The sequence below is a fragment of the Streptomyces sp. CB01881 genome (genome assembly GCF_002953255.1).
Classification (GTDB): Bacteria; Actinomycetota; Actinomycetes; order Streptomycetales; family Streptomycetaceae; genus Kitasatospora.
This window is the reverse complement of record NZ_CP026498.1, coordinates 11,154,926-11,175,609: the sequence shown is the minus strand read 5'-3', so window position 1 is coordinate 11,175,609 and position 20,684 is coordinate 11,154,926. Positions and strand designations below refer to the sequence as shown.

General features: G+C 69.6%; 17 protein-coding genes and 1 pseudogene. 13 read left to right on the top strand and 5 right to left on the bottom strand.

Annotated elements, in window-relative coordinates; translation table 11 throughout:
- The 3 genes from C2142_RS38195 to C2142_RS38185 all read left to right on the top strand — a co-directional run.
- Positions 1 to 303: cytochrome P450 (locus tag C2142_RS38195; protein ID WP_148647513.1), on the top strand; the 303-nt coding region annotated here is incomplete at its 5' end.
- A 316-nt stretch (positions 304 to 619) separates the two neighbouring features.
- Complete coding sequence (locus C2142_RS38190) at positions 620 to 1,285, top strand: DUF4097 family beta strand repeat-containing protein (protein WP_148647512.1); 666 nt, start codon at positions 620 to 622, stop codon at positions 1,283 to 1,285.
- Between the two features lie 46 nt (positions 1,286 to 1,331).
- Positions 1,332 to 2,507: a serine hydrolase domain-containing protein gene (locus tag C2142_RS38185; protein ID WP_148647363.1), complete on the top strand. Its 1,176-nt coding sequence runs from the start codon at positions 1,332 to 1,334 to the stop codon at positions 2,505 to 2,507.
- A gap of 98 nt (positions 2,508 to 2,605) precedes the next feature.
- Here C2142_RS38185 and C2142_RS41340 read toward each other — a convergent pair.
- Both C2142_RS41340 and C2142_RS38180 read right to left on the bottom strand, forming a co-directional pair.
- Positions 2,606 to 2,923 (bottom strand): annotated as a pseudogene (locus tag C2142_RS41340) (IS110 family transposase); the annotation flags it as partial.
- 240 nt (positions 2,924 to 3,163) lie between these two features.
- Positions 3,164 to 4,432, bottom strand: coding sequence for an IS701 family transposase (locus tag C2142_RS38180; protein ID WP_148647511.1), 1,269 nt, complete (start codon positions 4,430 to 4,432; stop codon positions 3,164 to 3,166).
- Positions 4,433 to 4,945: 513 nt separating this feature from the next.
- On the opposite strand from C2142_RS38180, the gene C2142_RS38175 reads away from it, so the two are divergent.
- From C2142_RS38175 to C2142_RS38150, 6 genes are all read left to right on the top strand, one after another.
- Entirely contained in the window at positions 4,946 to 5,866 is a 921-nt protein-coding gene (locus C2142_RS38175) for a LysR family transcriptional regulator (RefSeq protein WP_162002666.1), read from the top strand.
- Positions 5,867 to 5,972: 106 nt separating this feature from the next.
- Positions 5,973 to 6,422, top strand: a complete 450-nt coding sequence (locus C2142_RS38170) for a hypothetical protein (protein ID WP_148647362.1) — start codon at positions 5,973 to 5,975, stop codon at positions 6,420 to 6,422.
- 459 nt (positions 6,423 to 6,881) lie between these two features.
- Entirely contained in the window at positions 6,882 to 7,715 is an 834-nt protein-coding gene (locus C2142_RS38165) for an inositol monophosphatase family protein (protein ID WP_148647361.1), read from the top strand.
- A gap of 41 nt (positions 7,716 to 7,756) precedes the next feature.
- Entirely contained in the window at positions 7,757 to 8,353 is a 597-nt protein-coding gene (locus C2142_RS38160; protein ID WP_148647360.1) for an NAD(P)-binding domain-containing protein, read from the top strand.
- 371 nt (positions 8,354 to 8,724) lie between these two features.
- The gene (locus C2142_RS38155; RefSeq protein WP_148647359.1) at positions 8,725 to 9,855 is read left to right on the top strand and encodes an NAD(P)/FAD-dependent oxidoreductase; all 1,131 of its coding nucleotides are present in this window, start codon (positions 8,725 to 8,727) and stop codon (positions 9,853 to 9,855) included.
- A 237-nt stretch (positions 9,856 to 10,092) separates the two neighbouring features.
- Positions 10,093 to 10,272, top strand: a complete 180-nt coding sequence (locus tag C2142_RS38150; RefSeq protein ID WP_148647358.1) for a terminal protein Tpg-like protein — start codon at positions 10,093 to 10,095, stop codon at positions 10,270 to 10,272.
- 129 nt (positions 10,273 to 10,401) lie between these two features.
- On the opposite strand, the gene C2142_RS38145 is transcribed toward C2142_RS38150, so the two are convergent.
- A complete protein-coding gene (locus C2142_RS38145) occupies positions 10,402 to 10,821 on the bottom strand; it encodes a hypothetical protein (protein ID WP_148647357.1) in 420 nt (139 codons plus the stop codon).
- A 150-nt stretch (positions 10,822 to 10,971) separates the two neighbouring features.
- Positions 10,972 to 11,496 carry a hypothetical protein gene (locus C2142_RS38140; protein ID WP_148647356.1) on the bottom strand — a complete coding sequence of 175 codons (525 nt, stop codon included), beginning with the start codon at positions 11,494 to 11,496 and terminating at the stop codon, positions 10,972 to 10,974.
- 672 nt (positions 11,497 to 12,168) lie between these two features.
- Between C2142_RS38140 and ltrA the strand changes: the two genes are divergently transcribed.
- The 4 genes from ltrA to C2142_RS38120 all read left to right on the top strand — a co-directional run bounded on the left by ltrA (position 12,169) and on the right by C2142_RS38120 (position 18,570).
- Entirely contained in the window at positions 12,169 to 13,434 is a 1,266-nt protein-coding gene (gene ltrA / locus C2142_RS38135) for a group II intron reverse transcriptase/maturase (protein ID WP_148647355.1), read from the top strand.
- Positions 13,435 to 14,013: 579 nt separating this feature from the next.
- Positions 14,014 to 15,798 carry a reverse transcriptase/maturase family protein gene (locus C2142_RS38130; protein WP_174315829.1) on the top strand — a complete coding sequence of 595 codons (1,785 nt, stop codon included), beginning with the start codon at positions 14,014 to 14,016 and terminating at the stop codon, positions 15,796 to 15,798.
- Positions 15,799 to 16,386: 588 nt separating this feature from the next.
- Positions 16,387 to 17,673: a glycosyltransferase gene (locus tag C2142_RS38125; protein WP_162002665.1), complete on the top strand. Its 1,287-nt coding sequence runs from the start codon at positions 16,387 to 16,389 to the stop codon at positions 17,671 to 17,673.
- Between the two features lie 396 nt (positions 17,674 to 18,069).
- On the top strand, positions 18,070 to 18,570 hold the full coding sequence (locus tag C2142_RS38120; protein WP_206671123.1) for a hypothetical protein: 501 nt from the start codon (positions 18,070 to 18,072) through the stop codon (positions 18,568 to 18,570).
- A 458-nt stretch (positions 18,571 to 19,028) separates the two neighbouring features.
- Here C2142_RS38120 and C2142_RS41335 read toward each other — a convergent pair whose 3' ends face one another.
- A complete protein-coding gene (locus tag C2142_RS41335; RefSeq protein ID WP_241003075.1) occupies positions 19,029 to 20,300 on the bottom strand; it encodes a hypothetical protein in 1,272 nt (423 codons plus the stop codon).
- Positions 20,301 to 20,684 lie beyond the last annotated feature (384 nt).

Sequence of the window (20,684 nt, the reverse complement as noted above, 5' to 3'; positions counted from 1 at the left end):
GTCATTCCGGCGGGCGACACCGTGCTCGTCTCACTGGCCGCCGCCTCCCGGGACCCCCGCCACTTCCCCGACCCCGACCGCTTCGACATCCGACGCGAACAGCCCGGCCACCTCGGATTCGGCCACGGCATCCACCATTGCCTCGGTGCCCCGCTCGCCCGGGCCGAGGCCGCCATCGCCATCCACGCCCTCCTCGAACGCTGCCCCAACCTCACCCTCGACGCCGACCCGGCGGACCTCCCCCGCCGGCAGAGCGTGCTACTGCGGGGCGTGCGAAGCCTGCCGGTGCGGTTTCTCTGCTGAGGCACCTGAGCCGGCTGCACTCTTCCGGGGCGCGGGGCTCTGCTTGATGAACCGCGTGCGCGAAGCAGGCGTGATCGCCGACCGGCTCGGCTGCTAACCGCCCGTCCGTTCGACCGGCTGCCCGCCGTAGCGTTCACCCACTAATCATTGCAATGAAGAGTCGTGGCTGGCGTTGCGTTATCCGGCAGCGCATTACAACGCTTTCGAGGCTCTCGCCTGCAAGAGATGGCGATTCCGCGCGGCCAGTTATTTGCCAGATTGCGAAATGCAACGCAGCGTTTCCATTGTCAGAAACATCGAGTCCATGGAGCACGTCATGTGGAAGTTCGCCACCCCTGCCCCGATCGCCGTCTTTCTCGAGATCCCCGCCGGGTGCGTTCAGGTCATTGCCGGTGACCGTGTCGACGCCACGGTCGAGGTCCGGCCGGCGGATCCCGGCAGGAGGCGGGACGTCCGGGCCGCGGAGCGGACCGTCGTCTCGTATGCCGACGGGATCCTGCGGATCCACGCCCCGCAGTCCGACAGCCAGTTCGCCGGCCCCTCCGGTGCCCTGGACGTCACCGTCCAACTGCCCGCCGGCTCCAGCGTCGCGGCAAAGACCGCCGCCTGCGAATTCAACGGCGTCGGCCGGCTCGGCGACGTCGCCTTCGAGGGCGCGTACCGCCGGATCACGCTTGACGAGGCCGCGGCCGTCCGCCTCGCCGCGGTCGACGGCGACGTCGAGGTCGGTCGGCTCAGTGGTCCCGCGGAGATCTCCACGACCCGGGGTGACATCCGGATCGCCGAGGCCGTGCGCGGCATGGTCGTGCTCTCCACCCAGAGCGGGGACATCACCGTCGGTGCCGCGGCCGGAGCGTCTGCCGCACTGGACGCCGGTACCGGCCACGGCCGGATCAGCAACTCCCTGCGCAGCAACGGCACCGCCGAACTCGAGATCCGCGCCACCACGTCGTACGGCGACATCACCGTCCGCAGCCTCTGACCGGCCGCAACCACCAGCCACCCAACCTCCGAAGGAGCACACAGCCATGACCATGTCGTTCACCGATCGCCCTGAGCCGGCCGCCGCGCAGCAGGACCGTCCGCAGTTGCAGAAGGCCATCGACGAGATCATCGATTCCGGCGTCACCGGGGTGCAGCTGCGCGTGAACGGTGAGCGCGGCGAGTGGGTCGGCAACGCCGGGGTGTGCGAGCTGGACGGGAGTGCCGAGCCGCCGGTCGACGGGCACGGCCGGATCGGCAGCACCACCAAGACCTTCGCCGCGACCCTGGTGCTGCAACTGGTGGCCGAGGGCCGGATCGGGCTGGACGACCCGGCGGCCGACCACCTGCCCGGGTTCGGGCTCGACCGGCGGATCACGGTGCGGATGCTGCTGCAGCACACCAGCGGGGTGTTCAACTTCACCGGCGAGTACTACGACGACGGGACGTTCGCGCCGGGGATCCCCGCCACGACCGCGGGCCGGGAGTGGGTGGACAACCGCTTCAGGACCTACCGGCCACAGGAGCTGGTGCGGTTCGCGCTGTCCAAGCCCGCACGCTTCGAACCCGGGACGGACTGGAGCTACTCCAACACCAACTACGTCATCGCCAGGCTGCTGATCGAGCAGGTCACCGGCCGCCCGCTGGCCGAGGTGATGCAGGAGCGGATCCTGGGACCGCTCAACCTGACGGGCACCCAACTGCCGGAGACCCGGGAGGAGATCCCCGAGCCGCACTCCCGCGCCTACTACCGGTACGAGGAGGACGGCGAGCAGAAGACGGTCGACGTCACCCGCCAGAACCCCTCCTGGATCTCCACCGGCGGCGACATGATCTCGACCACCCGCGACCTCCACACGTTCATCTCCGCGCTCATGGGCGGCAGGCTCCTGCCGGCCCCGCTGCTGGCCGAGATGTGCAAGCCGCACCCCAAGATCGGCTACGGCCTGGGCGTGATGGTGCAGGAGACCGAGGACGGTGGCACCGTCATCACCCACAACGGCGGCATCGCCGGCCATGCGGCGCTGATGTACAGCACGCCCGACGGCAGCACGACCCTGACCGCCCTGCTGAACTATGTGGACGACGCCGCGATGTCCCTGGCCGAGGCGGTCCGGAGGACGACACAGCAGCTCGTCGAGGAGGTGTTCTCCAACGGACCGGCCAGGTCGGCCAGCGGCCCCGCGGAGGCCGCCGAAAACCTTTCGACAATCTCCGTCTGACAGCGATGAGTTCGGCCGGGGCACCCGGTCTTACCCAGTGAAGCAACCACGAACCACGAAGGAATCCAGCACCCTGATCCGGCCGGAGCCCCCGGCCGGATCAGGGTGCCGAGGCCGGGGAAGCTGCAGATGATCTCGGCGTCCGGGTGCTGCGGGAACACCTCCTCGACAGCCTGGGCGAGGTCGTCGGCGGCGGTGCAGGCGGCCGTGAGCTGGCCCAGGAGAGCGAGCATCTGCCGGCCGAGGGCGTCCTCGATCAGCGGGGGCTGGGGGGCCCAGTCCTGGCGGAAGACCTCGCGCAGCCGCTCGGCCTCCGCCTCGATGCCCCGCTGGCGGCCGGCCCGCTTGAGCGCGGCGGCGAGCTGCGTGCGGGTCAGCCGCGCGGCCTTCGCGGGGGTGGGGGCGGTCACGAGGACGCCGGGCGCCGCCGCTCTTACGTTAGGCATCGCCAGCCGGGCACGTAGTAGGCATCCGTCCGGCGCCCACGCGGTCGCCATCACCGCGAATGCCGGGGCCGCGCGCCGATCTGTCCGAAGGCCTCGACGGCCCGGGTGACGCGAGGCGTCACGACCACGGCATTCGAACGAACCGACAACAGCCCCCTGGCTGCACCGATCCGCTATCAACGAATTAGTATTCCAGTGCGACTTCGTGATCTATTCGGCTGAGGGGTCTGCGAGCCGTCGCCGGTAGTGGCTGCGGCGAGCACTTGCTTGGTGGCGTCTGCGCCAGTTCGACCAGCGCAGCAGCCCGTGCGGGGAGGTGTTCGCTGTGATTAGCAGGGCGCCGAGCAGGTGGCGGTTCTCGGGGATGGTCAGGTCGATCGGGTCGGTGCTGCGGGCGGGTCGGTTCGGGTCGGCGGTCCTGGCCGGTGTCGCGTCGGCGGCGAGGACGGCCAGGAAGGCGAGCGCGAGCATGGCCAGGGTGATGTGCCGGTGCCAGGCGGTCCAGTGCCGGACCTGGTAGTGGTCCAGTCCGACCTGGCCTTTCGCGGCCTGGAAGCACTCCTCGATGCACCACCTGGTCCCGGCGACCCGGACCAGCTCCGACAGCGGCACTCGCCTCGGGGACCAGCACAGGTAGAAGGCGAGTTCGCCGCTGCTCGGGTTGCGGCGGATCAGCAGGTGCCGATGTCCGTCGGTGCCGATCTCGATCCAGGCCCAGTCGTAGTAGCGCGGCCCCTTCGCCCCGGCTCCGGCGCTCTGCCGGTGCCATGCCGAGGCGGGCAGGCAGTCGGCAGCGGTATCCGCCCGGGCAGCGGGCCGCCCCTGGTTGATCCGCACCCGCGCGCTGCAGGCGACGGCCAGGACGTAGCCGACCTGGTGGGACTCCAGCAGGGCGCGCAGGTGGGGGTCTTGGCCGTAGGCCTCGTCGCCGGTCACCCAGGAGGCGCCGATCCCGGCGTCCAGTGCTGCGACGATCATCTGCCCGGCCAGCGTCGGCTTGGTCGCGAACTGCGCCTGGTCGGGCACCCCGGCGCGGGTGCGGCGCTCGGTGTCCTGGCACCACGAGGCGTCGGGCAGGTAGAGCCGACGGTCGATCAACGCCCGTCCTCGGCTGGAGGCGTAGGCGAGGAAGACGCCGACCTGGGTGTTCTCGATTCGGCCTGCAGTGCCGGTGTACTGCCGCTGCACGCCCGCCGAGGCGGTGCCCTTCTTCAGGAAGCCGGTCTCGTCCACGATCAGCACACCGTTGTCGGCGCCGAGGTGTTCGAGGACGTAGGCGCGTACGTCGTCGCGGACCGCGTCGGCGTCCCAGCGGGTGCTTCGCAGTAGTCGCTGCATCGGCCCGGGGCGGGCGTGGCCGGCCTGCTCGGCCATGCGCCAGCAGTTCTTCCGCTCGACGCCGGACAGCAGGGCGAGCACGAAGGCGCGGGCCGTCGCCCGCGGCTCCACCCGTCGGAACCGGCCAGCGATCCGGGCCATGGCCTGGTCGAACATCGCCCGCCAGCGGGCGGCTTCTGCGCTGTGGCCCGCGGCCGCCGCATGATCTTCAGGAGTCCACACAACCCTTGATGATCACGCGGTGGCCGTTGCCGCTCTCACCCGGCTCGGGCGCAGGCTCGTGAACCCTGGCCTGGGGTATCAGGCCGTCGACATAACCGGATCGGCGTTGTCCCACCCGAGAATCTCGCGCTCAGGCTCCCGCAGATGCTCCCGAACGCGGATCACCAACGCGCAATCATGGCGATGACCTGCGGCCTTCGGTGAGCCGCCGCACCTGATCGGGCCGACATCCCTTCATGGCTCTGATGGGCGCTTCGATCGGCACACCGCGCTGAAGATGCCCGGCAAGTGGGGTGGGGCAAAGGGAGATCCGCGGCTGCCCCGCTGTCGGGCCGGGGCGCTTGTGGGATGGGGCGGTCGTCCCACCTCTCGAAGGCAGAAGCCGCCCCCGTTAACAACAAGTGCATGGTTATCGCTATTATAGTTACTGTCATGCAACTGGATTTGAATCTGCTCACCGCCCTGGACGCGCTGCTGGAAGAGGGCAGCGTGGCCGGAGCCGCGGACCGGCTCCACGTCACCGCGCCGGCGATGAGCCGCTCGCTGGGCCGTATCCGCAAAGCCACCGGCGACCAGATCCTGGTCCGCACCGGACGCCACATGACGCCCACGCCCCGCGCGCTGGCCATGCGCACCGAGGTCCATGCCCTGGTGCAGCAGGCGCACCAGTTGCTGTCCGCCCGTGCGGACCTCGACCTGGCAGGCCTGGAGCGGGTGTTCACCGTCCGCTTGCACGACGCCCTCACCACCGCCTGCGGGACCGCCCTCGTCGCCGCGGTGCACCGCCAGGCCCCGGGGGTGAAGATGCGCCTGACGGTCGAGCCCGGCCATGACACCCCTGAGCTGCGTCGTGGCGAGGTCGATGTGGCCTCCAGTGACGGACCGCCTTCTCAGTCCGACATCCGCCACCGCCTCATCGGCCAGGACAGGATCATCCTCACTGTCCGGACGGGTCATCCGCTTGCCGAAGGGCCGGTGACCGTTGAGCGGTACGCCGCGGCCGATCACGTGACCGTCTCCCGGCGTGGAAGCCTGCGCGACCGGGTTGACGATGTCGTGGCCGCCCTCGGCCACGAGCGCCGTGTCATCGTCTCCGCCCCCGCGACGGACACCGCCCTGCAGCTCGCCCGTGACGCGGACGTCGTGGTCACCCTGCCCGACGCGGTCACCCGCTCCGCCCGCGAGCAGCTGGGCCTGACCACGCTGCCGCTGCCGTTCGACCTGCCGCCCGTACCTCTCTATCTGCTCTGGCACAAGCGTTACGACGACGACCCCGCCCACACCTGGCTGCTCGACCTGGCGACCCAGACCCTGCAGGACCTGTTCACCACTCCGGACGCGGCTGGCCAGTAGTGTTCCGCCAGGCAATGGGCCCGACGGCGCCGAATGCCGAACGGTCCGGCCCGGCGCGGCCGAGGCTCTGCTGATCGGTGGCGAACTCGACTTCTCCACATCGCCGGTGAACGCGACCGACGAACTGCTGCCTGTGCTGTCCCGCGGGCACCAGGTCGTCCTGCCCGGTCTCGGCCGCACCCATGACTTCTGGGAGCACCGGCCCGAGGCGGGCAAGCACCTGCTGACCGCCTTGTTCGACACCGGTCACGTCAACAGCATCCAGTTCGACCGGCGTCCGGCCGCCTTCGGTGTTGTGCCGTTGAGCATGTCGACCGTCGCCGATCTCCTCGTCGGCGCCCCCACCGGTGGGGTGCCGATCGGTTTACTGATGTTCGGCCTGCCGCTGGGCAGGCGCCTGCGCCGCGGCGCGCCCAGTCTCCGGGCGAGCCGGGCGCTTGCCGTGGTGTCGCTCGCTCTGGCCGACCGGCCACTGGGGGCCTGTTCACATGGACGCCGGCACCGGGACGGTTCATCGCCGACCCGGTCGTGCTGGTACCCGGCACCAAGTCGCTGACCGGCATCGGCGCGCACCTCGCCCGACCGGCGGCGAAGCCGGGGCCCCGGTCCACGGCCGTCGCGGCAGTCGCAGGGGCGCCGCTGGGACCGCGGTGGGATCGGGACGGCGGGCCCGGTCCTCGGGATCGTCGGCGCAGCACTGGCGCGAACCTCGCAGTGGAGTTCCGAGGCCGCCAACAGCGTGTCGTGATCGCCGACGCGGCCACCGCCGGGTTACCGGCATTGCCGGAGCCATGGCCACCGACCACGGCCTGATCCCTCGTCGTGCGTCTTCCTCCGGGAGCTCACCGAGCATGGCGAGGAGGCGGGCAGATTCAATTGCATGGGAGTCATCCCAGCAGTGCTTTACATGCAGTTGAAGTTAATGCCCGGCCCTTCTACCTTCGAAATACAGGCGCGAACGGAGCACGGTTCGCCTGGTCCGCTTGATCACCCCTCCTCAGCCGGGAGCACCACCATGTCCGAAACGATCCAGACGATCGAAGTCGCCGCGACCGCCGACGCCGTGCCCGACACCGACCTGCTTGCACAGACCGCTGACGCCGTACGCGCGGCGGGGGCCGTGCTGCGGGAGCGCTTCGGAGACGTGGTCCCCTACCGGACCCGGGAAGAGCTGATGAGCGCGCTCGCCGCCAACGACGACGCCGCCCTGGAGGTCCTGCGCCCCGCCCTCACCCGCCTTCGCCCGGACGCCCGCTTCGTGGAGGACGAACTCGCGGGCGGGGCCCTGCCCTCCGGCGAGTGGTGGGTCGTGGACCCGGCCGAAGGCAACGTCAACCACCTGCACGCCCTGCCGGAGTGGGCGGTGACCGCCACTCTCGTGCGCGACAACCAGTCGGTGCTCACCGCGGTCCACCTGCCGCTGACCGGCGAGACCTACACCGCACTCGCCGGCGCCGGCGCCCACCTCGACGGCCGCCCGCTGCACGTGTCCCGGACCACCGACCTCGGCCTGGGCCTCGTCGCCACGAGCCAGGCCAGGCCGGACGAGAACGAGGAGGTCGTGCGGCGCATCGGCTCCTCCATCACCGCGATGCTCCTCGACGCGCTCGTGGTGCGTACCTCCGTGCCCGCCACCCTGCACCTGCTGAACGTGGCCGCCGGCCGGATCGACGCCTTCTGGCAGTTCGCCGGCGCCCGCGCGGACCTGCTGCCCGGTGCACTGCTCGTCACCGAGGCCGGCGGGCGGATCTCCGACGCCGAGGGCCGCCCCTGGACCCCGCAGAGCGAGAGCTTCCTGGCCGCCGCGCCCGGCGTCCACGCCGAGGCCGTCACCACGCTCTCCCGCTGACCACCCATCACACCCTGCCCACACGGAAGGAACAGAACAACATGACCACGATCGCAGTTCTCGGAAACGGCCGCGTCGGCGGCAACCTCGCCCAGGCCCTCATCCGGGCCGGCCACGAGGTGACCGCAGTGGGCCGCGAGCCTGGCGCCGCCGCCGACGCCGCCAGGGCGGCGCAGATCGTCATCAACGCCACCCCGGGCGCCAGCTCGCTGGAGCGGCTCACCGCGCTGCGCGGGGAACTGCGGGGCAAGATCCTCGTCGACGTCTCCAACGCCACCGTCGACGGACCGGACGGACTGCCCGCCGACCTGATCCACCCCGGCACGAGCCTGGCCGAGCAACTCCAGGAAGCGCTCCCCGAGACCCGCGTCGTCAAGACGCTCAACACGATGCTCTTCCCCGTGATGACCGAGCCCGCCGCGCTCGCCCAGGCGCCGACCGCCTTCCTCTCCGGCGACGACCCGCAGGCCAAGCAGACCGTCCGCGAACTGCTCACCGACCTCGGCTGGCAGCAGGAGTGGATCACGGACCTCGGCGGGATCGAGACCGCCCGCGCCACGGAGGCCGCGATCCTGTTCGTCCCGCACGTGATCCGATCCAGCGGATTCGCGCCCTTCGCCGTCTCGATCAGCCGCTGAGAGCCTGGCGCGACTCCACCGGAGGACGACCGCAAGTCCTGGCGGCACCGTTCGTCAGGACCGAAATTCCGGTGGTGCCGACAGCGTGGAAGCCGATCGGGTCGCCGACGGCCCCCACGGTGCACGGCGGCACAACATGCCGGGCGCGGTGCGCCGCAGTGTGGGGGCTGCGGCTCCTGCGCGCTGTGGATGCCGGGCTATAGTTGCCGGGTCGCGAAAATCGGTGTCCCGCAGGTCCATCCGCCGGGCACCGCTCGTACATCGATGCAGATGCTTCTGATCGGTGAGCGTCTCCTGCCGAGAGCGGACACCCCGTCCGCCCACGGCGCTGACCGCCGCCGACGCCTGTCGGCGCTACACAGGAGCGCAGCATGCAGAAGACCATCGCCATCGTCGGAGCGGGACTCGGCGGGCTGACGCTCGCCCGGGTGCTCCAGGTTCACGGCATCGCCGCGACGATCTACGAGAGCGAGGCCTCGGCGACGACCCGTGCACAGGGTGGCCTGCTCGACATCCACGAGGAAACCGGGCAGGTCGCGCTTCGCGCAGCCGGCCTGTACGACGAGTTCCTCGCCCTGGTCCGCCCGGGCGAGGACGCCAAGCGCGTGGTCGACCGCCACGGCACGGTCCTGTTCGACCGGCCCGCGGACCCCGGGTCGGCCCGTCCGGAGGTGGATCGCGGCGAACTGCGGCGCCTGCTCATCGACTCGCTGGCGCCCGGGACGATCAGGTGGGGCCACAAGCTCACCTCGGTCCGGCACCGCACGGAGGGCAGCTACGACCTCACCTTCGCAGGCGGTTTTGCTGCGCACGCCGACACCGTCATCGGCGCGGACGGCGTCTGGTCGAAGGTACGACCGCTACTCACCTCCGCCACGCCCTCCTACAGCGGAACCTGCTTCGTCGAGATCGCCCTCACCTCGGGCAGCCGGAACCATTGGGCGAGCGTCGCTGCGATCGGCAGCGGCACGCTGATGGCGGTCGCCCCGGGCAAGGGCATCATCGTCCATCGCTACGCGGACGGGCACGTACGGGGATACGCGGCGCTGAACAGGCCCGAGAAGTGGATGAGGTCGATCGACTTCGCCGATTCCTCCGCTGCCCTCCGCCAGGTCGCCGACGAGTTCGACGGCTGGTCACCGCTGCTCACCGTCTTCGTGGCACAGAGCGAGTCTGAGCCGTGGCTGCGGCCCGTCCACGCCCTTCCCGTCGGGCTCGAATGGGACAGGGTGCCCGGAGTGACGCTCGTCGGTGACGCCGCGCACCTGATGTCGCCCTTCGCCGGCGAGGGCGCGAACCTCGCCATGTACGACGGCGCCGACCTGGCGGGCGAGCTCGTCGAACGACCCGGCACCGAGGCCGCGCTCAGTGCCTACGAAGAGCGGCTGTTCCCGCGCAGCAGCGACGCCGCCGGCCGCTCTGCGCGGAACCTGGAGGTCTTCTTCGGCCGGGAGGCACCGCAGAGCGTGGTCACTCTGTTCGATCACTCCCCGCACGCGTGACCGAACGCGCCGGCCGACGGGAGCGGCCACTGGCGTCACGAGCAGGCCGTCGGCGAGCGGTTGCCCGCCGGCGGGCTCTCGGCGGGCAACTTCTTCCAGACCTACGGCGAGACTCCGCACACCAGACGCCCTGAACCGGGCCACCGCACGAGCACCCCTCCAGCCGCAGCTCCGAGCAGCCGGGCACCGGCGGGCGGCTCCACCGATGACCCGCGCCAGCGCACGATCACTCAGAAGATGCCCGGCGAGGTGGCCCAGCAGCTCTACGCCGCCCGCGACGCCGGAGCCAGCCAGGACGAGCAGGAACGGATCCTCGCCGAGGGCCTGCGCGAGCACTACTTCAAGGACAACGGGCACCGCGCCCGCGGCCTCGAGGTCGAGCTGAACGACATCGCGTGGATGGACGTCGAGCTGTAGCACCCCTCCAACGGCCTCCGTGTCGCCAGAAACGAAAGTCCCGGCCGCCCCGAGCGGCCGGGGCTTTTCTCTATGCAGCACCCCGCGCGTGAATTCACAGCCGAAATTCGAAAGAGGCCAGAATCCGGTCTACGGTGCGGTGTGCCTGCGGCGGCGGGCACGGGCGGCCTGCTGCATCTTGGCCTCGGCCAGGTGCCGGTGCCCGGCGGCGAGGTCTTGGCGGACCTGTTCCTCCACGGCGGTGAACGCGCGGTAGTAGGTCCGGTCGTACGCCTCGATCAGCTGGTACGTCCACATGCCCGGGACGACGTCCCGGCCCAGGAGCTCCCGTTCGACCAGGTCGGCCTGGTCCCCGTGTCCGGCTTCCCGCAGCATCCGCACCGCCTCGGCGAGCATCCGGTCGGCGCCGCCGGTCATGTGGTGCACCGCGGACAGGTGGCCACGGGCCCGCTCGGTGTACTCCAGTGCCTTCGTCAGCATCCCCAGCGCCGCGACGGTCGCGTCGTTCACCCCCGGCGGCCGACGGTGCTCCCCGTCGGGCCCCGCCATGTTGCCGCACTGACTGCTGTTGCGCGCCGGCCCCGCTCGGCTCGGCGGCGCGCTCCCGGCGCTCGCGCTCGCCCACATCCTTGACCTTCCCGCTGGTGGGCGCCGGAACCCGGCCTCACGCCTGATCCCGGCACCGCGCCTCGGGGCGGATTAGCCGGTCGGGGCCTCCGCGGTGTCCGGGCGCCCGGCCTGCTTGAGCTTCATCGCGGCCTTGTGCCGATTATCGGTACCGCCCCAGTACGGGTGGGCGTACAGCTCGGCGCCGACCGCGGTGAACGCGGCGCGCTTCTCCTCGGTCGGGTCGGCAGCCCAGTCGGCCTCGGCGGTGTACCAGCGGCGCTGGAGTTCGAGCAGGTCAGCGGGGAAATCGGTGTCGGACGCCGGCCCATCGTAGATCGCACACCCGTGTGGCCGGCGGTGCGGCACCTGTGTCGGGCACGGTGGCGGCGGTTGGCCGGACTCCGACAACAGCGGATCCATGGGCCAGGCGTGGCCGAGGTCGAGCATCCCCCGGCGTACCGATTCCGGGTTCGTCCGCGCGCCGTTGAGCCGCTCGGCCGTCGCGGTCAGGTCCTTCGGGTGAGGCTCCTGCTTGCACAGCCGGCCGAACTCGGCTCGCACGTGCACGCCGACGGCCAGGGCCTCGTCGGCGGTCAGCGGGTCGGCGCTGCGCACGTCGGACCTCCGCTGCCGGGCATCTCGGCCCGCTGCTGAGCGGCCGCGCGGCTGTCGCGACCCTGGCGTGTGGGGGCTGTCGTGTCCTGTGAGTGTGTCCTGAACGTGAAAGGGAGTTATTGGTAGTGAACTTCTAATTGCGGTGCTGTGCGAGAGATGAAGGTTTTGGCCCTTCGGAGCCGCCCTGCGGGGGGAGGCTTCAAACCACCTCATGCTGCGTTGGCTGAAGACCGTCGTGGTGAACGATGAGGAAAAGGCGTTGTAAGAGGCGTCAGGTGGGGACCGGAAAGACGAACGCAAGTGAATCGCTGTTGACGTGTCGAAATGCGAACAGACGACATCAAAACCGGGGTGTTCACAGTCTCCCGGGATGAACCTGGCGGGTGCCCGTCTATTGGCCAGGTGGTGTCCGGCATGGAGGCGACGTGAGTCCGGTCTGCTGCTCTCGTACGGAACAGGAGAAGGCAGGTCCCGATACTCCCCGCTGCGGCGGGGGAGAGGGAGTGCTCCAAGCGGCAGAACTACCGTGAGGAGTCGAGTACCGATGCGGGTCCTGCTGGCGGACCGGCTCGTAGTAGTGATGAAGCCCCTGTAACGGGGGTGGAGCGAAGGGGCCGGGCCGCTCGTGACTGAGTTGATCACATCAACCGGAAGTTCTCCGGGAGGAGTGGGATGAGCCAGTTGAAATCTCAGATCAAGCCGTTTGACATTTCGAAGCGGGAGGTTATGGAGGCATGGGAGGAAGTCAGGGCTAACAAGGGTGCGCCGGGAGTGGATGGGCAGAGCATCGCCGACTTCGAGAAGGACCTGAGGAACAACCTCTACAAGGCCTGGAACCGAATGTCGTCGGGCTCGTACTTCCCGCCTCCGGTGCGCGCGGTGGAGATCCCGAAGCCGCACGGCGGCGGCACGAGAATGCTCGGCATTCCCGCTGTCGCCGACCGGGTGGCACAGACCGTTGCGGCCCGGCATCTGATGCGAAGGGTGGAGCCGATTTTCCACCCGGACAGCTACGGATACCGACCCGGACGGTCTGCTCTTGACGCGGTGGGAAAGTGCCGGGAACGGTGCTGGAGGAAGAACTGGGTGGTCGAACTCGACATCCGGAAATTTTTCGACAGCGTGCCCTGGGACCTGCTGGTCAAGGCGGTGGATGCCCACACGGATGCCGTTTGGGTGAAGTTGTACGTGCGCAGGTGGCTCGCCGCCCCGCTCGTCGCGCCCGACGGCCAGTTGATGGCGCGGGAACGCGGGACGCCGCAGGGCGCCCCGGTGTCTCCCGTCCTGGCGAACCTGTTCCTGCACTATGCGTTCGACGCCTGGATGACCCGGGAGTACCCGGGCGTGCAGTTCGAGCGCTACGCGGACGACGTGGTGCTGCACTGCGTCTCCGAGCACCAGGCCCACGAGGTCCTGGCGGCGCTGCGGGAGCGAATGGTCGAGGTCGGGTTGGAACTCCACCCGGACAAGACCCGGATCGTGTACTGCAAGGACGGCGTGCGCCGCGGCTCGTATGAGCACGAGGCGTTCACGTTCCTCGGGTACACGTTTCGTCCCAGGAAGAACCGGAGTCGGCAAGGGAACGTGTTCCTGTCGTTCGAGCCGGCCATCAGCAGAGAAGCCTTGACCAGGATCGGGCGCGAGATGCGGTCGTGGCACCTGCATCGCCGCACCGACCTGACCTTCCAAGAGCTTGCCCGGCGGATCAACCCCGTGGTGGCGGGCTGGCTCAACTACTACGCCCGGTTCCGGCCATGGGAGTTGTACGCCTTCGCTCTGCGCATCAACGTCTACCTGTTGCGCTGGATCCGCAAGAAGTACAAGCGGTTCGCAGGCAAGCGGAAGGCGCTAGCGAAGCTCCAGGAGATCGCACAGCGGTACCCCCGGATGTTCGCTCACTGGCGCCTTACGCCCAAGCAGAATGCCCTGTTGATCTGACGACCAGAGCGGCAAGAGCCGTGTAACGGGAGACTGTTACGCACGGTGTGCGCCGTGAGGCGCTTCGTTGTATCCCCGACGCAGTCGGGAGGAACTTGGAGGGAGGTTCTTGGGTCGCCCGGCTTACCTGAGCGCGAAAGCGGGAGGGGACCAGAGCATGCCGGGAAAGCGGCGGGCGCCTCGGAGGCGTTCAGGACGTCGTGCCGCAAGGCCCGCACGATATGGCCAAGGCTGGATTGCTTGAAGCCCAATCCCCAGAGTGAAAGTGACGCACCATCGGAATGACGCCTGTAACCGATGCCTCGCCATGTCCGGGCATGAACCGTGAGACCGGGCAACCTCCATGGCGTGGGACGCCGCCCAGCGAGGGCGGTCAAGGGGATGAGTGGGCGGCCTACGTCGTGCTCGATACGTACAACGAAGACGTACCGCGGGATCGCCTACGGGGCGCGAGCCCTATGGCGACGGAGTGCCCGTAGTAGTCGCAGGAGTGACGACCTGCCGGGGAGGCCGGGAAAGCCGGACCGCAGGGCGAAGGGGCACAGGTAATCAAGATGCTCAGACGGGGAGGGATGCGCAATGCAGAGAGCTGAAACCGTGCTGAACGTCATCCGGGAACGCGGCAGGCGTGGCCTGCCGCTGGAAAGGCTGTACCGGCAGCTGTTCAACAGGGAGTTGTTCCTGCTGGCCTACGGGCGCATCTACGCCAACAAGGGTGCGATGACACCCGGGGTCACCCAGGAAACCGTCGACGGCATGTCACTGGCCAAGATTGACAGGATCATCGGGGCTCTGCGTGCGGAGACCTATCGGTGGTCCCCGGCCAGGCGGGTCTACATCCCGAAGAAGATCGGGAAACGTCCGTTAGGCATGCCCCCTTGGTCGGACAAGCTGGTCGCGGAAGTAGTGCGTTTGCTTCTTGAGGCGTACTACGACGTTCAGTTCTCCGACCGCTCGCACGGTTTCCGCCCCAGTCGGGGCTGCCACACCGCGCTGGACGAGGTGGTGTCGGTTTGGAAGGGAACGCACTGGATGATCGAGGGGGACATCTCCGACTGCTTCGGGAGCCTCGACCACGAGGTCATGCTCTCGACGCTGGCGGAGAAGATCCGCGACGGCCGGTTCCTGCAACTGATCGACCGGATGCTCAAGGCCGGGTACTTGGAGGACTGGGAGTGGAACGACACGCTCAGCGGCGCGCCGCAGGGCGGGGTCGCTTCACCGATTCTGTCCAACATCTACCTGGACCGGTTCGACCAGTTCGTTGAACAGCAGCTGATACCGGATTACGACCGGGGCAGGCGTCGACGCAAGAACCCCGCGTATCAGAACGTCGAGAACCGGATCGCGAGGGCCAGACGGCACGGCGACCGGGGGGCGGTGCGCGCGCTGCAACGCGAACGCCGCACCCTGCCGAGTCAGGATCCCGATGATCCGGGATATCGACGTCTTCGATACGTACGGTACTGCGATGACTTCCTGCTCGGGTTCGCCGGTCCCAAGCGTGAGGCTGAGGAGATCAAGGCGAGGATCCGGGCGTTCCTGCTTGAGGAGTTGAAGCTGGAACTGTCCGAATCCAAGACCCTGATCACGCACGCCACCAGCCAGGCGGCGCGCTTCCTCGGCTACGAGATCAGGACCCAGCATGGCGACGCGAAGATCACCCGGAACCGTCGGGCGGTCAATGGTGCCATCGGCCTGTTTGTGCCCAGGACCGTCATCCGGGACAGATGCGCCCGCTACATGAGCAAGGGGAAGCCTGCACTGCGCGGACCGCTGCTGCACGACGAGGATTTTACGATCGTCGCCAAGTACGGGTCCGAGTATCGCGGGTTCGTCCAGTACTACGTTCTCGCCCAGGATGTTTTCCGCCTGGAACTGCTGCGCTGGGTCATGGAGACTTCGATGCTCAAGACCCTGGCCGGGAAGCACAAGTCGACCGTCACGAAGATGGCCCGCAGATACAAGGCGGCCGTCGACACTCCTGACGGTCGGCGGGCCTGCTTCCAGGTCACGGTGCAGCGCGACAACGGCAGGAAACCACTGGTCGCCCGCTTCGGCGGAATCCCGCTCAAGCGTCAGCGCACCGCCGTCATCACCGACCGCCGGCCCGTCATGGCCACTACCCGGCGCAACGAGCTGATCCATCGGCTCCTTGCCGGGCAGTGTGAGATGTGCGAGGGACGCGATGGACTGCAGGTCCACCACATCCGCAAACTCGCCGATCTCAACAAGCCAGGACGGCCGGAACGGCCGCCGTGGGTACACCTGATGGCCATGCGCAAGCGAAAGACCCTCGTGGTCTGCGAGCACTGTCACCAGGACATCCACGCGGGGCGGGGTACAGCCACCACCCGGAAATGATCACTGGAGAGCCGTGTGCGGGGAAAGCTCGCCTGCACGGTTCGGGAAGGGGCCGTCGGAAAAGGACCCGAACCACGGGCACCTCGTCGGCGGCCTACTTCACTCTGTGAGGGCCGGGAGGTGAGATCCCTCCCGGCTACTCGACCCTGCGTGGATAGGCGCTCACCCCTGTGCCTGGCCCGGGGTGCGGCAGCTGCGCGACAGGTGGGGGTGTGCTCGGACTCCAGCCAGGTCGTGCCGATCAGCTCCGGCTGGGGGTGCAGCGCCGGGCTGTCCCTGGTCGCTGGGTTGGGCCCTGTGCCGCTTGCCGGGGAGCTGTTTGTGGGGGTGCCCGGAGTGGGTGGACTGCAGGGCCCGCGCCGGGCGGTGTTCCTGTCGCGTTTCGGAGCTTGCAGTGGCGGCTGTCGTGGATTGTCTGCAACGGTGGAAGGGGTTTTGGTGTCGCGCCCACGGTGTCTGCGGATTGCCGTGGCTTGCGGGGTCTGCTGTCCGCGAGGGAGGTCCGCGATGAGTGGCGATGACTCCCGCCGGTCCGCGTCTGAGCCGAGGCCGGCCGGTGATGTCTCGTTTTTGTCTCAGGTCCGGGTGGTGGAGCTGGACTTAGGGAAGCCGGGTGAGCTGCGTTCACCGGGCGAGTTCACGCCCGTCGGCGGTTGTGAGGAGCGGGTGCTGGCGCTGGTACGGCACCAGGGACACCCGCTCGGGCTGATCGCGGTCACCAGCACCGCGGGCGACAGCGGTGCGCTGCACGAGACGCTGGCCCAGTCCGCCCACCGGCAGCTCTCGGTTGGAAAGGAGCTCGTCCTGGAGGCTGCCGCCCGGCGCCGCAGGGCGGCCTGCGGGAAGGCGCCGGCCGCGTTGCCGCTGGTCAGCGTGATCGTGTGTACCCGCGACCGCACCGAGATGCTGCCGGCGTGTCTGGATTCGGTGCTGCGGATCGACTACCCCCGCCTCGAGGTGATCCTGGTCGACAACGCGCCGTCCGGCGACGCCACCGAACGCCTGGTGCGATCCCGGTACGGCGAGCGGATCCGGTATGTCCGCGAGCCCGCTCCGGGCCTGTCCCGGGCCCGCAACCGCGGCCTGACGCTCGCCGGCGGCGACATCTGCGCCTTCACCGACGACGACGCCCTCACCGACCCCGGCTGGGTGACCGCCCTCGTGGAGGCGTTCGACGACGGCGACGTGGCCTGTGTGACGGGGATGGTGCTGCCCGCCGAACTCGACACCCAGGCCCAGCTCACCTCTGAGGCCTACGCCACCGGCGTGCGGGGCTTCACCGCCCGGCGCTGGTCCCTGCGCGGCCCCTTGGAGGACCCGCTCGCCCAGTTCTCACCCGGCCGCTTCGGATGCGGCGCCAACATGGCCTTCCGCACCGCCATCCTGCGCGCCACGGGAGGCTTCGACCCTGCCACCGGCGCCGGCACCCCCTCCCGCGGAGGCGAGGACCTGCTGGCCTTCCAACAGGTCCTGACCGCCGGACACACCGTGATGTACCAGCCGGACGCGATCGTTTGGCATCGCCACCGCCGGACCATGGAGGCGCTCGCCCGGCAGGTCGAGGGCTACGGCATCGGCTACACCGCCTTCCTCACCGCCGCCGTCCGCCACCGGCCCCGTCTGCTCGCCACCCTCCTGCGCCGGCTGCCGTCCGGCCTGTGGCGCTGGTACCGGGCCAACCAGCGCAGAACCCTGCAACCCGACGCCCCTCTGTTGGACCCGCGCCACGACGACACCATCCGCGCACTGCGGCGGCTGGAACGCCGAGGACTGCTCTACGGCCCGTACTACTACCTGCAAGGCATCTGGCGGCAACGCCACACCCGCGGCACAGAAGATAGCGGCCGTCGAAGGACCGACAGCACAGAGGAGTGAACCTCGAGATGGCGGACGTCGGTCCGTCCCGTGGCGCGAAGGCGTCACCCACCGCCGAGGGGAGAGCGAAGCACCGCGGTGGCCGCGTACCCCATAGCGGCCCGCCGGCCGCGCCCCGGGTAGCACTGGCACCGACGGCATGGTGACGACAGCCGTCGAATCCGCTGCCTGGCCCTGGCCGGCGAGCTCCGCGCAGGCGCTGGGGCCCCTACGGGCCGTAGTGTCCCGCAGCGGCACGCGTGTCCGGCCGGACAGGGGACATGACGTTTGGTAATCGCATGAATACGGATAATCATATGGGTGTCTGACGGGGAGGGCCCGCCGGCCCTCTTCCAGCCATGGATGGCGAGAGGGAGCCCGATGCGTATCCGATACTCCGTGGCCGCAGGAGCTGCGATGGTCATCGCGGTTGCCGGAGTGGCCAGTGCCGCGCCTGGTGACACGACGGTGACGTTCTCCGTGTCCGGTGGTGCGTTGTCGGTCAGCGTGCCCACGTCGGCGGGTCTGGGCAGCGCCCTGCCCGGGAACTCGGTCAGCGGCCAGCTGGGCAATGTCACGGTGACCGACAGCCGCGCGCTGCTCTCGGCCGCCTGGACCGCTTCCGTGGTCTCCACCAGCTTCACGACCGGCGCCGGCACCCCCGCCGAGACGATCCCCGCCAGTGCGGTCTCCTACTGGTCGGGAACCGCCACCGCCACCACCGGCACGGGCACGTTTACCCCCGGTCAGGCCACGGCGGGCCAGGCCCAGACCCTCGGCACCAGCCGCACCGCCTACACGCTCAGCGCCGGCGTCGGCAACAACTCGGCGACCTGGAACCCCACGCTCGTCGTCGCGATCCCCGCCGGCGCGGTGAACGGCACCTACACCGGAACGGTGACACACTCGGTCGCCTGACCCGAGCACCCCTGTTGAACGCCGCCGCCCAGGGCGGATGCGGGTGTGTGAGGGCCGGGGGCGATACGGCCTGTTCCACGTGGGACAGATTCGGCGGGCCGGGGAGCCCGCGGAGGGGGCCGGCCGCCGGCCGCTCCGTAGAGCGTCGTCGCCGGTTGGGCTGGGGTATGACCCGGCCTCGTCCCACCGGAGCCGGGGAGGTCGCCCACATGCCCTGGACAACGCGGAGGCCGGCCCCCATCGTCGCCCGCCTCCTCGGCGACCAGGACTGACCACACCGGTCGGCATGCTTGGGCCCGCACGGCACGTGGATCCCGTTGCCTGCAGCCCGTACTGAACCTGGACCACCCGGGTGGCCCCACCCGGGTGGTCCCCTTCCTGCTGCTCACGGCTGTGATCCCTGTCCCGGCCCGTCGCCTTTCGGCGAGCGCGGTGAGCGGTCGGCTTCGGCTTGTGTGTCAGGCGACGGAGTGTGTGATGGTGCCGGTGTAGGTGCCGGCCGCTGCGCCGGCGGGGATCGTGACCACCAGCGCGGGGGTCCAGCTGGTGGTGCTGTTCCCGTTGCCGGTCGAGCTGAAGGCGGATCTCGAACTGTTGAGGGCCTGTTTGGCGGAGGCGTCGCTCTGGCCGGGTGTCACCGTTACGGTGCCGTTGGTGCTCGTCGCGGGCCCGGACCAGTAGGAGACGTTGGCGGTGGTGATCGTCTGGGCGGGGGTGCCGGCGCCGGTGGTGAAGTTCGTGGCGGCCACCGTCGCGGTCCAGGTGCTGGTGGCCAGACCCCGTCCGTCCGAGACGGTCACCTGGCCGAGGGCCGCACTGATGGTGCCTCCGGGCGCCGCGGCGCCGAGGGACGCCGCGGTGGGCAGGCTGATCGACATGGTGCCGGTGTTGGGGATGACGCTGATCTGGGAGCTGTTGCTGCCGCTGGTCTCGATGCTGTCCACGACCGCCCGGGTGAAGCTGGCCTTGCCTCCGGAGGAGGCCGACAGCTTGCCCGCGGCGGTGTAGACGGTGCCGCCGCCGGTGATCCACGTACCGTTTCCCGAGACCGAGACCCCGGCGGTGTTGTTGCGGTCGGCGATGATCGAGAAGCCGGCGAACGCCCCGGTGGTCGGCGCGCTGAGGGTGGTCTTGCCGCCGCTCTGGTCGGTGAAAGCGGCGCCGAGGGTGAGCGGGCCGCAGGCCGTCGGGTAGGTCGGGCAGGCGAGGTAGATCGTCACGCCGGTGCCGTTCAGCTTCCCGCCGGAGATCGTGATGCCGGTGGTGACGACGTAGGTGCCGGGGTTGAGTGTGAGGGTGCCGTTCAGATTGGTGATGCTGGTGTAGACCCCCGGGCTGATCGTCTGGTTCCCGGAGATGTGGTTGACGGCGGGGTACGGTGCGGCCGGTGTGGTGGGGCAGGCCGACGCGGCCGGGCACTGGGCCAGCGCCGCGTACGGGTCGGTGCCGGCAGCCTGGTTCGTCGGGGCCGGGCTGTACGAGCCGCCGCCCGAGGTCGCGAAACCGGCCGGGGCGGCCGGGCCCCCGATCGTGCCCCCGGCCGCGGTGACCGTGGTGGCGCCGCTGACCAGCGCAGCTTGACTATTCGTCGAGTTCACCAGGATGTCGCCGGTGACGTGAATGCTGCCGGGGTGGACGTACAGGGCGTCCGCGGCACTCGCGTTGAGGACACACAGGCTCGCAGCACACGGCGACGCCGCACGAGCGGCGCCGGACGGGCCGGCCACCATCCAAGTGAGCGTCCAGGCAAGGACAACAACCAGAGTCTGAACCCCAGACGCCAGGCGGCCCAGTCCGCGAGTGCGGCCCCGGTCACTCGCGGCCGGCCGGACCGGCCGGTGCCCCGGGGCTGCGCCGGCCGGTTCCCTGTTGCCACAGCTACGCCGGTCCGCGCCTGCACGGCCGATGCCTGAGCGCCCAGCGGTCACCTTCGCTGTTACGTGCACCATCCTCAGCACGGTGCAGAACGTACCAAATGCGCTCAATTGGTCGGCCGTTCCTGGACGAATCGATCTCCCTCGGCGTGTCGGACCTCGGCCTGGGCGCAGAACCGGCCTCGCCGGGCCCGGTGAGTTCCGCCCCGCACGGGCGGTGAGTTTCGCCCCGCCAAACTC